Source organism: Bacillus sp. BD59S, from assembly GCF_007363175.1.
GTDB lineage: Bacteria > Bacillota > Bacilli > Bacillales > Bacillaceae_G > Bacillus_A > Bacillus_A pacificus.
In genome coordinates this window covers 1,044,655-1,058,027 of record NZ_CP034686.1, presented here as the reverse complement: position 1 = coordinate 1,058,027, position 13,373 = coordinate 1,044,655, and the positions used below count along the sequence as shown (strand labels likewise).

Annotated in this window: 16 protein-coding genes; 3 read left to right on the top strand and 13 right to left on the bottom strand. The window is 34.1% G+C overall.

Annotated elements, in window-relative coordinates:
* Nucleotides 1-107: 107 nt before the first annotated feature.
* Entirely contained in the window at nt 108-704 is a 597-nt protein-coding gene (locus EKQ63_RS07350; RefSeq protein ID WP_087951639.1) for a DUF4306 domain-containing protein, read from the bottom strand.
* 239 nt (nt 705-943) lie between these two features.
* The gene (locus tag EKQ63_RS07345) at nt 944-1,525 is read right to left on the bottom strand and encodes a competence protein ComK (protein ID WP_044792696.1); all 582 of its coding nucleotides are present in this window, start codon (nt 1,523-1,525) and stop codon (nt 944-946) included.
* 284 nt (nt 1,526-1,809) lie between these two features.
* Between EKQ63_RS07345 and EKQ63_RS07340 the strand changes: the two genes are divergently transcribed.
* Together EKQ63_RS07340 and EKQ63_RS07335 are read left to right on the top strand one after the other, a co-directional pair.
* Nucleotides 1,810-1,995 (top strand): hypothetical protein, encoded by a 186-nt coding sequence (locus EKQ63_RS07340; RefSeq protein ID WP_087951638.1) that lies wholly within the window; start codon nt 1,810-1,812, stop codon nt 1,993-1,995.
* Between the two features lie 319 nt (nt 1,996-2,314).
* On the top strand, nt 2,315-2,527 hold the full coding sequence (locus EKQ63_RS07335) for a hypothetical protein (RefSeq protein WP_000412670.1): 213 nt from the start codon (nt 2,315-2,317) through the stop codon (nt 2,525-2,527).
* A 190-nt stretch (nt 2,528-2,717) separates the two neighbouring features.
* Here EKQ63_RS07335 and cspA read toward each other — a convergent pair whose 3' ends face one another.
* Nucleotides 2,718-2,921: an RNA chaperone/antiterminator CspA gene (cspA, locus tag EKQ63_RS07330; protein WP_000301518.1), complete on the bottom strand. Its 204-nt coding sequence runs from the start codon at nt 2,919-2,921 to the stop codon at nt 2,718-2,720.
* A 353-nt stretch (nt 2,922-3,274) separates the two neighbouring features.
* On the opposite strand from cspA, the gene EKQ63_RS07325 reads away from it, so the two are divergent.
* Nucleotides 3,275-4,066 (top strand): phosphotransferase, encoded by a 792-nt coding sequence (locus tag EKQ63_RS07325; RefSeq protein WP_088327902.1) that lies wholly within the window; start codon nt 3,275-3,277, stop codon nt 4,064-4,066.
* 121 nt (nt 4,067-4,187) lie between these two features.
* On the opposite strand, the gene aceA is transcribed toward EKQ63_RS07325, so the two are convergent.
* The 10 genes from aceA to EKQ63_RS07275 all read right to left on the bottom strand — a co-directional run bounded on the left by aceA (nt 4,188) and on the right by EKQ63_RS07275 (nt 13,352).
* Nucleotides 4,188-5,465, bottom strand: a complete 1,278-nt coding sequence (gene aceA / locus EKQ63_RS07320; RefSeq protein WP_088327903.1) for an isocitrate lyase — start codon at nt 5,463-5,465, stop codon at nt 4,188-4,190.
* Between the two features lie 23 nt (nt 5,466-5,488).
* The gene (gene aceB / locus EKQ63_RS07315; protein ID WP_087951635.1) at nt 5,489-7,078 is read right to left on the bottom strand and encodes a malate synthase A; all 1,590 of its coding nucleotides are present in this window, start codon (nt 7,076-7,078) and stop codon (nt 5,489-5,491) included.
* Nucleotides 7,079-7,268: 190 nt separating this feature from the next.
* Complete coding sequence (locus EKQ63_RS07310) at nt 7,269-7,928, bottom strand: S-layer homology domain-containing protein (protein ID WP_087995371.1); 660 nt, start codon at nt 7,926-7,928, stop codon at nt 7,269-7,271.
* Between the two features lie 339 nt (nt 7,929-8,267).
* Nucleotides 8,268-8,927 carry an S-layer homology domain-containing protein gene (locus EKQ63_RS07305; protein ID WP_087951633.1) on the bottom strand — a complete coding sequence of 220 codons (660 nt, stop codon included), beginning with the start codon at nt 8,925-8,927 and terminating at the stop codon, nt 8,268-8,270.
* Nucleotides 8,928-9,344: 417 nt separating this feature from the next.
* Entirely contained in the window at nt 9,345-10,016 is a 672-nt protein-coding gene (locus EKQ63_RS07300) for an S-layer homology domain-containing protein (protein WP_087951632.1), read from the bottom strand.
* 84 nt (nt 10,017-10,100) lie between these two features.
* On the bottom strand, nt 10,101-11,003 hold the full coding sequence (locus tag EKQ63_RS07295; RefSeq protein WP_088327904.1) for a DMT family transporter: 903 nt from the start codon (nt 11,001-11,003) through the stop codon (nt 10,101-10,103).
* A gap of 95 nt (nt 11,004-11,098) precedes the next feature.
* The gene (locus EKQ63_RS07290; RefSeq protein WP_140168598.1) at nt 11,099-12,364 is read right to left on the bottom strand and encodes a M48 family metallopeptidase; all 1,266 of its coding nucleotides are present in this window, start codon (nt 12,362-12,364) and stop codon (nt 11,099-11,101) included.
* A gap of 133 nt (nt 12,365-12,497) precedes the next feature.
* Nucleotides 12,498-12,686 carry a hypothetical protein gene (locus EKQ63_RS07285; RefSeq protein ID WP_074615152.1) on the bottom strand — a complete coding sequence of 63 codons (189 nt, stop codon included), beginning with the start codon at nt 12,684-12,686 and terminating at the stop codon, nt 12,498-12,500.
* 11 nt (nt 12,687-12,697) lie between these two features.
* Nucleotides 12,698-12,997 (bottom strand): hypothetical protein, encoded by a 300-nt coding sequence (locus tag EKQ63_RS07280; protein ID WP_001006054.1) that lies wholly within the window; start codon nt 12,995-12,997, stop codon nt 12,698-12,700.
* A 25-nt stretch (nt 12,998-13,022) separates the two neighbouring features.
* On the bottom strand, nt 13,023-13,352 hold the full coding sequence (locus EKQ63_RS07275) for a hypothetical protein (RefSeq protein ID WP_087951629.1): 330 nt from the start codon (nt 13,350-13,352) through the stop codon (nt 13,023-13,025).
* Between the last annotated feature and the right edge of the window lie 21 nt (nt 13,353-13,373).

Below are 13,373 nucleotides of genomic sequence, written 5' to 3'. Positions count from 1 at the left end.
TTAGTCTTTTTTCATAAGAATAACCCTACTGCAAGTAAGGTTATTTCTACCTATACGAAAATAAGTAGCAGCGGATAATTATTTTACCTTCAAACAATTCCCCTTTTCTATTGGCTATTTCTTACAAGCAATCTTTTTAGCAAACGTACACTGTCAATCACAGTAAGTATTAACAAATATATAAAAGATAGTATTAATACTGTACTCCGAATAGGTAACATTCGAAATTTGTATAGAAACTTATCAACCATATATATATCTTGCTCATTCGTTATAGTTGCAGGAGTAAACATAAGATAATCTTTCCAATTATCTATCCAAGTTAAACTAACTGCGGAAAATTGTGTTATCCCTAACCATAAGTAAATAAAAATTGATATAAGAATCATATATTGCAAACTATGCAATATCTTTCTTTGCTTCTTGCATTCAATAATTTGAAAAACAAGCAGTGTCAGTACGTACACAATCGATAGAAGAAATACTATGGTGACAACTGGTTGAATTGAAAAAGAAAATAGTAATTTATCAATCTCACTAATTTGATTATATTCTGTAGCATTTTGAGGCGTAAAAATAAAATGTTGTTTGTCAGCCCCTATCATTAACTGACTACCAACAAAACCAGTAAACATAAAGGTAAGCAATAATATAGGCAAAACAAGAATATATTGCGCCCAAAATAACATAGTCCTTTTCAACATACCATCTCCTTTTTATACAGTATGAAAAAAATATTATGTACTTCACAAATGTAACATGATATATGTTCACACTATATTAAGTACACAGGAGAATTACCATTATATTGTAATTTTATATTATCTTAAGCCCTTAGAGAACAAAAAGTTTGTACATTTCTCTCGTTTTGTTTATAAATCTTACAACGTAAACTGGATATATAATGAAATCAAAAAGGATGAGTCACCCCATCCTTTTCCTCTCATACATCCTCTTCTCTAACAAAATACACTTTCTCATAAGCTGGTCTTAATGTTGATTCATCCCTTTGATCAATCTCTTTAAAACAAGGGCTCCCTTGTTTTTTCCTACGATCTTCATACTCCGTTCGCAATTTCGCAGTACGATTTTGTTGATTTTCAAAACTAGTTTTCGATATCTCTAACTTCACCGCAAAGCCATTTATAAATCTAATAATAAGGTTTCCATCTTTTAATTCTTTATTGCTTTCAATATAAAAATGAGATAACCACGCGCACTCTTTTCTAGAATACGAATAGGTAGGGAAAAAATAAAGTTGATCGGTCGGACTAATCGCAATTGGTGCTTTATGTGTAATATGAGTTAACTCTTTCGTTCCTTCTTTTCTGCCTAAGAAACTAGAACCATGCTTGCGACAACTTCTTTCTATAATATCTAGAGGTTTTTGAAATACGAAAAAAGAGTCTTGCACTTCAACAACTCGCGTAACAATTTTCTTTTCACTGAGAATTACAGGAAGTAAGGCCATTGTATTTTTATTTACAACATAGTTTTCGACGTAGCGTTCTACTTTACTTTCCATATTCCACTATCTCCTTTTTTCTATTTATATTAGCAGCTGCATGTATAATTTTAGCATCTATGAAAAGGAAATGGCTTACAGATTCCGCTTTTTTACAATACTTTATTATTTGTCAAATACCTTTTAAATTACAAAATAAAAATATATCGTTTTTATAAAAACAAACCTATACAAAATCTATTTATACTACCTATAAATATTTACAACTACTTCCTCATTTCGCATCATTAAGACAATTAACTTTGCTATAATTAAAATAAAAATCCAATATATGGAGGTCCGCTATGGAAGAAAAAGAAATGCAACCAACGATTCACATGAAAAATAGCAGCATTGTGATCGTGAAAAACTCAGCTAGCATTATATTCGCTTTATTTTTCATTCTATTATTTTTTGCAAAGCCTTTTCGTAAATCGAAATGCTCTGAATGTAAAAAACGAGAGAAGAAAAAGGTTGAAAAAGAAAAGTAAAAGGCTTTCCATTTCGGAAAGCCTTTTACTTTTCTTCATATTTTCTTCCAAGTGTCTCTATATCCCCTTTATTTTTAATATTATTACATATTAAAAAAATGATAAGAAAATTATCCACTTCTTTAAAAGTACTTGTACGTGTTACCCGTTTTTAATTTCCATTAAGAACTTCCACTTTATACATCACTAGTAACTTTTTAATTCGTTAAATCTGCAATATAAGTTTTGTATATAATTCCATTTCAAAACACAAAATATGTAAGTGATTATTTATGATTACATTAGTTTTTTATTTAATTCCAAAAAGGAGCTGTATAATATGGAGAAAAAAAGTCTATTAAGCCAACAGATTAATAGCGCCCCATCAGATGCTCTGAATACCCCTAGTAAGGAGCAAGAACAAATGTTAGAAACATCATCTCAAGACGAACAAAATTCTAACAACAATGCTAACAAAAAAGATATGAATCAAAGCCTATATGGCGCAGATTTACCCATTTCAGATGTAGACAGAACAACCAATAAAAAATGAATTACAAAAAAAAAATTAAGAACAAATAAAGTTTTACTTTCTCGTTTAGAAAGTAAAACTTTATTCAGCCCTCAATAATTGAGCGTTAACAAGCAGTTGGTCTCCCGCCGAATTTTAAGATGGAAAGACTTTCTCCACAACAAAAAAAGGATGGCAGCAGCCATCCTTTTTTCCATAATAAACTATAAAATTATAGTTTGATTACGTTTTTAGCTTGAGGTCCACGGTTACCATCTTCGATTTCGAAGCTAACTTTTTGACCTTCTTCTAGAGATTTGAAACCGTCAGTTTCGATTGCAGAGAAATGTACGAATACGTCGTTTTCGCCTGGAACTTCGATGAAACCGAAGCCTTTTTCGTTGTTAAACCATTTTACTTGTCCTGTTACTGCCATAATTATTTCCTCCTAAGAAAATACATTTTTTAAATTTTTAGTTTTCCTATCTAAAAAAAGAATCCACACATTATCAAATACGAAACATAAACTAGTTCTCACATACTTTTTCTCGTTCGTTTTCAGCACTTGATAATATATGGATTGCTTAATTTAACTATTCAACTGACATTATCATAGCACATTAAAATAAAATGTACAATCTTTTTTGAAAATAACTGACAAATTAAGTCGCGTATACAATTATAAATATCTTATTCGAACGAAAATAAACACAGTATTTGAATGCGATTACATCCTTGTTCTAAGGTGTTACAATATAATCACACAGTCTTGATAATGGAGGGGATTATATGTCAAACTACGCCAACGAAGAAAAGCTTACAGGGGGAAACGTCTCAAACGTATATCGTTCTAAAAATACTGTTCGGCGAGAATTGAGACCAGACAGTGCAAAAATTCATAAGTTATTACAGCATCTAGAAAACAAAGGTTTTCATTACGCACCAAAGTTTTTAGGTATAGATGAGAAAAATAGAGAGATTTTATCTTTTATTGAAGGAGAGGCTGGGAATTATCCTTTAAAAGAATATATGCGATCTAATGATGTGTTAAAAGAAATAGCAAAGATGCTTCGCCTTTATCATGATGCGGTAAGTGACTTTGCGTTATTAGATGAGTGGAAACCTATGGACCAAACCCCAAATAATATTGAGGTTTTATGCCACAATGATTTTGCTATATATAACATTATATTTAATAACGAGAAGCCAGTAGGGGTTATTGATTTCGATGTTGCTGCTCCTGGACCAAGAATTTGGGATATCGCTTATACGCTCTATACTTGTGTACCTTTAAGTAGAACGTATTATACAGAATCAGGCGAGGCAGTTCATTATGAATCGGCACAACATGCTGGCCGTATGAAAAAAAGAATAAAATTATTCGTCCGGTCCTACGGTAAAAGTATGGATGAAGATTACTTAGGTATGGTGTTACTGCGATTAGAAGCATTATGTACATATATGAAAAGAAAAGCAAACGAAGGCGACGTAAATTTCCAAAGAATGATTGATGAAGGTCATTTAGAGCATTATGAGAAAGATATGAAGTTTATTCGTGAGCATAGAGCTGAGTGGATTTGATCATATTGTCTTTTTTGTCAGTAAGTCGATATTCTTTGTCGAATCGTCGATATATTTTCATTTACTCTCGAATCGTGCGAAAAATAATAAGGGGCATCCTTCAAAAAGGGGCCCCTTCCTTTTATTTCGTAAATTGTGCTTCTTCTGTAGATCCTTTTAATGCTGTCGTTGATGAAGTACCACCTGTAATCACCTGTGCTACTTCATCAAAGTAACCTGTTCCTACTTCTCGTTGATGGCGAGTTGCAGAGTAGCCGTGTTTTTCTGCTGCGAATTCTGCTTGTTGTAGTTCAGAGTACGCTGCCATGCCGCGCTCTTTATAGCCGCGTGCTAATTCGAACATGCCGTAGTTTAATGAGTGGAATCCAGCAAGTGTTACGAACTGGAACTTATAACCGTAAGATGCGATTTCTTTTTGGAAGCTCGCAATTGTTTTCTCATCTAGTTTTTGTTTCCAGTTAAATGAAGGTGAACAGTTGTATGCAAGCAATTTCCCTGGATGCTCTTTATGAATTGCGTCCGCAAATCGTTTTGCATCTTCTAAATTTGGTTCAGATGTTTCACACCAAACGAGGTCTGCGTAAGGAGCGTATGCTAAACCACGTGCAATCGCCTGGTCAAGACCTGCTTTCGTACGGTAAAATCCTTCTGGTGTTCTTTCTCCTGTAATAAACGCTTTATCAACAGGATCGATATCGCTCGTAATTAAATCTGCTGCATCCGCATCTGTTCTTGCAACGATAATTGTCGGTACTCCCATTACGTCTGCCGCAAGGCGTGCCGAAATTAAATTACGCACCGCTGTTTGCGTCGGTAGTAATACTTTTCCGCCCAAATGACCGCATTTTTTCTCTGAAGATAATTGATCTTCAAAGTGCACACCTGATGCACCCGCTTCAATCATACCTTTCATCAGTTCAAATACGTTTAATTGTCCGCCAAATCCAGCTTCTGCATCTGCTACAATTGGTACGAAATAATCTGTATCACCGCTTCCTTCCATATGCTGAATTTGATCCGCACGTTGAAGCGTTTGATTAATTCGTTTTACAACAGCAGGTACGCTATTTGCTGGATATAAACTTTGGTCTGGATACATATGTCCAGAAAGATTTGCATCTGCTGCTACTTGCCAACCACTTAAATAAATCGCTTTTAACCCAGCTTTTACTTGCTGCATCGCTTGGTTTCCTGTTAATGCACCAAGTGCGTTAATATAATCTTCCGTATGAAGCGACGCCCAAAGCTTTTCAGCACCGCGACGTGCTAACGTATGTTCAATATCAATTGATCCGCGCAGGCGAATTACATCTGCTGCCGAATATGGACGTGTGATCCCTTTCCAACGCGTATCTAGTTCCCAGCTCTCTTGTAATTTCTCGATTCTTTCGTTTTTCATTTGTTCCATCCCCTTTTCACTTTTTATAAAATTTCATAACCCGGTAATGTTAAAAATGGTACAAATTCATCATTCCGAACGAGATTTGTAAATAACGTTGTCGCCTCTTGGAATCTCCCTTTCTTAAAGGCTTCTTTACCAATCTCTCTTTCTATTTTTGCTAACTCTTCCTCTTTTAGCTCTTCCATTAATTCAAGTGTAATATTACGGCCATCATTTAATTTTCCACCTTCATGGCGAATCCATTGCCATACTTGTGCCCTAGAAATTTCCGCTGTTGCTGCATCTTCCATTAAGTTATAAATTGGTGCTGCTCCCCGGCCGCTTAACCAAGATGCAATATATTGAATACCTACGCTAATATTCAGACGAAGACCCTCTTCTGTAATCGTTCCCACTGGTACTTCTAATAAATCCTTTTCTGTAACATGTATTTCTTCACGTTTTCTAAAAATTTGATTCGGCGTTTTCATAATGTGATTAAATACTTCCATCGCGACTGGTACAAGTCCCGGGTGGGCAACCCAAGTCCCGTCATGACCGTCTAAAGCTTCGCGCTCCTTATCCGCACGCACTTTTTCAAAAGCTGCTTCATTTGCTTCTGGATTGTTTTTAATTGGAATTTGTGCTGCCATTCCTCCAATAGCTGGTGCATTACGACGGTGACATGTTTGAATGACTTTCAAAGAATACGCGCGCATAAACGGCGCCGTCATCGTGACTTGCGCTCTATCTGGAAGTAAAAATTCATTATGATTACGGAAACCCTTTAAAAAACTAAAAATATAATCCCATCTTCCGCAATTTAATCCAGCAGAATGATCTTTAAGCTCATACAAAATTTCATCCATTTCAAACGAAGCGTGAATCGTTTCCAATAATACTGTTGCTTTAATCGTTCCGTTTGGAATACCGATATATTTTTGAGCAAATACGAAAACATCATTCCATAACCTTGCTTCTAAATAGCTTTCCATTTTCGGTAAGTAAAAGTATGGACCGCTTCCTTTTGCTAAAAGAGCTTTCGCATTATGGAAAAAATAAAGTCCAAAATCTACTAAGCTACCAGACATATTCTTTCCGTCAACTTGCATATGTTTTTCTTCTAAATGCCATCCTCTTGGGCGCACAATTAATACTGCTGTTTTACTATTTAAACGATATTCTTTTCCGTTTTCATTTTTATGTGAAATCGTTCCCTTTACTGCATCTCGTAAGTTTATTTGTCCTTCAATTGCATTTTCCCAAGTTGGTGAATTCGAATCTTCAAAATCTGCCATAAAAAGATGTGCTCCTGAATTTAAAGCGTTAATAACCATCTTTCTATCTACTGGTCCAGTAATCTCTACGCGGCGATCCTCTAAATCTTTTGGCAATTTAGCAATTGTCCAATCCGCTTCACGTATGTGCTTCGTTTCTTCTAAAAACTTCGGAAACTCCCCTGCATCAATTCTCTTTTGTTTCTCCGCACGCTTTTGTAAAAGTTCTATGCGGCGCTCATTGAAATTTCCATGTAGTTCCTTCAAAAAACTAAGCGCCTCAGGTGTCAATATTTCGTTGTACGCTGGCAACATTTCTCCGGGCAATGTAACCCGTGAAGTTTGCGTCGACATATTAGCATCCCCTTCTTAAACTGTTTTATAACAGATTTGATTTTATGTTTTATATTATATAACAAATCTTCAGAAAAGGAAGTTTTTTTTGAAAATTTAATCGTTTTTTTTACGAAACTGTATCCTTTCACCGGCATTACACATAAAAAAGAAGCCAGTGTTATACAACACCAGCTTCTTGTTCTATTATTTATTCAAAAATTGTTTTAAATAAGAATTGTGCATATTGTTCACGTGTTACTTTCATGTTTGGAGCAAAGTTACCCTTGCCATCTCCTACTGAAATCCCATTTGAACCTACTGCATTAATCGCATTTTCTGCCCAATGTCCTTTTGGTACATCTTTAAATCCTTTTGTTTCTTTTACTTCTAACTCATATGCTACTGTAAGCACTTGTGCCATTTCTGCACGTGTTAATGTATCTTTCGGTCTAAAGTTTCCAGTTCCATCACCATTAAAGATACCTAATTCTGTTAATACTAAAATTTCTTCTAAGAACATTGTTGATCTTTCATTAATATCTTTATATGGATTTTCAAGAATATCGCCTTCCTCGAATACTTCACTGAAATCCATTGTGCGATAAATTAAAGCGGCTACTTGTTCACGTGTTACGTTATGTCCAAAACCGAATACACCATTTCCATAACCAAGCATAATCTCGTGTTCTGCTAAAGTTTGAATTGCTTCATAAGACCAATGTCCTGCTGGTACATCTTTAAAGATCGCCTGACTTGCTTGTTGTGGCTTTGCAGCTAATTCAGCTTTTGCTGTTGTCCCTTCAGCACTAAATGCCACTCCACCCATAATTGTTAAAGCTGTTGCTACTTTTAAAAACTTTTTCTTCAAAGTATTCTCTCCCTAAAAACATATTTTTTTCTAATATAAAGAATTAATGGAAGCGTAACAATATAATTTCCATGTGATTTTTGTCTAATTTATGAACTCTATTTCATATACTTTTATTTACACGTTATTAATAATAAAGTTACTAAACCGTATATTTAAACAATAAAAAGTCACTTTATTCAATCTCTTCTTATCCACTAAAATCGAAAAACTAAATTACGAATAGAAAATCGATATAATTACAAATAATTTTAAATAAGAAAAAAGCGTGGAATTCCCGCGCTTTTTTTTTAATACATATTATATTAATATAACTTAAATATCCTTATATTTTAACTTTCATTCATAATCTTCATCTTTTACTGGAAAATAAAAAACAGCTCTATTTAAAAACGTTGCATATTGCTCACGTGTTACAACTTTATTCGGTTCAAATTTCCCATTTCCTGTTCCTACTATGACATGATTAGACTGTAGTGCACTAATCGCATTTTTTGCCCAATGATTATTTGGTACATCTTTAAATGTATGGTTCTTCTTCACCTCAAATGTAAATGCATTCGTAAGAATTTGTGCCATTTCTGCGCGTGTTACTGGTGCAGTTGGTCTAAAGTTTCCTTTTTCATCACCTTTAAAAATACCATGCTCTGTTAATACTAAAATTTCATCTAAAAACATTGTTGCTCTCTCAGAAATATCTTTGTATGGATTTTTTAAAGGTCCTTCCTTTTTCAAATTCAATGTACGATACAGCACTGCTGCTACTTGTTCTCTTGTTACATTATCACCTACACCAAACTTACCATTTCCATACCCTAACATTACTTTATTGTATACTACATCCATTATATCGTCATATGCCCAGTAGTTTACTGGAACATCATCAAACACAATCATTTCTGGATATTCTTCTGCTTTTACGTTTGGAACATTCGTACTTACAAACAAACCACCCATAATAGTTACCGTTGCCATTATACGTAACATGTTCTTCTTCATTGCCCTCTCCCCTTTACCTCCATTTGAAAAAACGGAAAATAATAGACTGAAATCCTTTCCAATATTACATATGTTGCCTTTGCACCATTTATGTAATATATTACATTTAAAAAATCTATTATTGTGAAAATCACTACTAAAGGAGAGCCAATTCGCTCTCAATTTCAATTTTTATACCGAATTGTGCGCAAACTAATTTTCTTTCCTGTATTCATGTAAAGGTGTTTCTATAATATAAATATTCTACTTTTTTTAAAAGAAATCCTTCACGTTTTAAAAGTTCATTTTCTAGACAAAAAATGCAATTATATCGACTTAACTACAACATACGACAATATTAACCTCTCTATTAATAAAAGCTCATAATAAGCGGAAGATACCTCTTCTACACATTATGAGCTTTCTCTTTCTCTTTATCTATTCCATTTTCCCTGGAGAATTATCAATTGCTCGTTGTAAAAACTTCGCAAATTGTCCGCGTGTAACGAGCATTTCAGGCTCGAACTTGCCATTTCCCGTTCCTACCGCTACTTTATTAGACTGCAATGCGCTAATTGCATCTCTTGCCCAATGGTTTTCTCGTATATCTGTAAATGTATGTGGACTCTTTGTTTTCAACTCATATGCTTTCGTTAAAATTTGTGCTAATTCTGCACGAGTCAATGTATCTTTCGGACGGAAATTTCCATTTTCGTCCCCTTTAAAAATACCAATCTTTGTTAAGTGTAAAATCTCGTAAGGGAACATTGTTGATTTTACATTAATATCTCCATATGGGTTTTCATTAAACACACTACGCTTTAAATGAAGTGCGCGATGTAGCACCGCCGCTGCCTGTTCACGTGTTATATTATCTTCTGTCCCAAACTTACCATTTCCATAACCATACATAATGCGATGATATACTAAATTCGTAATTTCATCATATGCCCAATGGCCTGTTGATACATCATCAAATTCTATCATAATATTAGGGCTAGATTTTTGGATAATACCTGTATTTGCAGACACACCATTTGCACCTACAAATATTCCTCCCATTAGTGTTAACGATGTCGCTATCTTTACTAGCTTTTTCATCTCTCTCATCTACCTTTTCCTTTATTTTCCTGCAAATTATATTATACAATAAATCTGAAAATTATAAATTCATTTCAACCTAATTATTTACAATTAAGAATAGAATTTTTCTTCTACTACTATTTTTTCATCCTTCGTTTTTCGAAAAGTAAATGCCATTCCTACAAATATAAGAACAATTCCTACTATTTGCATACTAGTCGGTCTAAACCCGGTAAAGACTGTATCTAATAGTATTGCAACCGCTGGATCTAAGAACACTAATACAGAAATTAATCTCGTCGATAAATCTCTTAAACTGTCAAAAAATAAGTAATATACAAATCCCGTATGTATAAGACCTGTCGCTGTAATCATCATCCAATTCATCTCTGTTAACCCTTGAAACTTGCCAAAATCTACGAATGGCAGCAATAAAAATATACCTAAAAACGTTTGTAAAAATGTCATCGCATATGCACTCGTATGCCGAATTCCTTTTCCTAGTAAAGTAGTAAAAGCATAGAATAGTGCCGCAAGTAGTGCCCATACCATGCCAGATGACATAAGTTTTTCAAGTGATAGACTTCCATCTACTCCAGCCACTAACACTGTACCGATAAAACAAATGACAATGGACAAAATAGCAAACATTGTAAGTCTCTCTTTAAATACGATACTACCAATCATCAATACGATAATGGGTGCTAGATGATAAACTGAAATCGCAATTGTAATCGACATAACTTCAAACGCTTTAAATAGAAATACCCAATTAAAAACGAGAAATACACCGCATGCTAATATTTGCATAACTTCTTTTTTATTCCATTGCTCACTTTTATATTGTCCTGTTACGAGCCAACATAATGCTAAAAATATAGTCGCACAAATACAACGAACGAATACTAATTCAAAAGACGGTAAACCTGTTTGAACAGAGAAAAATCCAATTGATCCGAAAATAGACATCGAAAGGATCATTTTTATAGCCGGCATTGATTTTGAATGAAACAAAATATTAACCTCCTAAACATTTCACTGAATATTCCATATATTATACACTATAATTTTCCAAAACTCGAATAACGCATAAAAAAAGAAGCAGTACACTACCGCTTCTTTTCCTTTTCATATTGTTCAAACGTATGAATTCTTTCAAAAATTGGTGGATGTGTGTATAAGAAAAACTTCACTAACGCAGGAGGATTTACTTGGCTTAAACTCGTTTTTGATAAATATTGAAACGTTTTTACACCAGATTTCCCGTCCTTTGTCATGTCTAAAGCGTATTGATCTGCTGCTCGTTCTTCTATACGAGAAACATAGTTTGTTGCTGGTTGTGATACAAAAGAGAGGACAGAAGAAATTAAGAAAAATAATGGTAAAATTGAAAAACATGCTGCTTTTGAAATTTGCAGCGTATCCCCCCATTTTCGAATACACATATTGATAATACGACTAATGAGGTACATCCCTATAAACGATAGCAACACATAACTCGCAACGCCCCAATATATATGTTTCATAACATAATGCCCCATTTCATGGGCCATTATAAATAAAATTTCTTTATCTTTTAATTGCTTAAGCGTCGTATCCCACATTACAATACGCGAGTTAAGTCCTATTCCTGTTACGTAGGCATTTAATGCATTCGTTTTTTCCGACATATTTACTTCATATACGTGTTTTGCTGGAATATCAGCTTTGTCTGCCATCGCTAAAATTTTCGTTTCTAATTCTTTATTTTTCAGCGTCGAGAAATCGTTATACAGTGGATCAATCACGACAGGCTGTATAAATGTTAAAAAGATTGTAAATGGAACAGAGAGCGCCCAGCCTGCTAACCACCATCTCTTCGGGAATTTACGGATAAGCCATAACAGAACGGCAACTACAATTAACATCGTCGCATAACTTTCCCAAAAACCGATAACGTGATCTTTTATCCAGCTTTGTGTACTTTGCGTTGAAATACCGTAATCAACGGACACTTTTCGGCTAATCCATTGCATCGGCAAGGCAAGAACTGTTGTAAGTAATGATAAATAAAAGAAATAAATCGCAACTTGCAGGACACTTATTTTCGTCGTTTCCTTCGACCATTTCTCAAACTTTTTTGAAATACCAAGCACAAGTACAAATAATAAAATAATCCATTCAAGAGGCGTCGCTAAAAAGTATAGTAAATTTTTCACGCGCGAATAATCTTGGCTTAGCGTAAGCTCTCTTGCATTCATAAACGTTTCTGGATCTGCACTCGTTCCTTTGTACATGTCAGGAATCAGTTCATGATTCCATCCAAATAAATACCAATATATAAATAACGCAAACCCAACGTACAAAAAAAGCGACCACCCGATAACCTTCCTCACGCTATTCCCTCCTCTATGCTGCCTGTCTATTATTATTGTAAGTTCGTACACGCTAAATTAGAACAAGCTTATTACGCGAATTGCTCGAGAGCCTTTTATTTACATAAAAAACTCTTCTACAAATAGAAGAGTTTTACCTACCTTTAGACGCTTTCTTCGGTTCATACTCTGGGATAAGAAACGTACTTACCACCCAACATATTAAACCAACGCCTTTTATATAGCGTATATATTCATAGTCTTGAAAAAATAAAGTCGTTACAATAAGCGTAAAAAATCCAATTAAAACTAGTACATATCCTATTTGCTTCTTAGATAACATAACGTGCCTCCTTAAGGAAGTACATCCATTAATAAGCTAAAATCTTGTAAAGAAAAAGAACTATATTTCATAATACCTTGTACAGCTAAAAGTAAAATAAGACCGGTCACACACATATAATTAACGCTTTCTTCACTCTTTTTTTCAGCAACTACGCCGCCACTAATACATAAAATCCCTAGCAAATGAAGTGCTAAATACATAAAGAAATAAGCTTCCTCCCAGCGAAGAATAACGTTGACTGTCGTTATTAGCACTATACTAAGCACAATCAAATAAAAAAACTTATTTGATGATATTGTTTCATTCATATAATTTTATACATCCCTTTCAAATTTAGAATGAATGATGTTTCAAGACTATAAAGTAAATGATTGCTTTCATACTATAAAACAAAAGGAAAGCCACTATTACTTTCTCGAATACTTTATGAACCCACATATACTTCTCTTCATTCTTTCTGAAGATGCGCTTCATCATTTCTTCTACAATTAGACCAAATATTAGTAAAACCCCTAACACAATAAGAAGAGAAATAATATTTCCTTTTAAATGAGTACTAGAAAATAAGTAATACTCCGGAAACACAATCGTATCTACTACAGGTTGCAGCCAATGACAAACGCTTTTATCACACATATCTGTAATAGACGTAGAATCTATCATGTCTTTTCATATTTTTTCAAA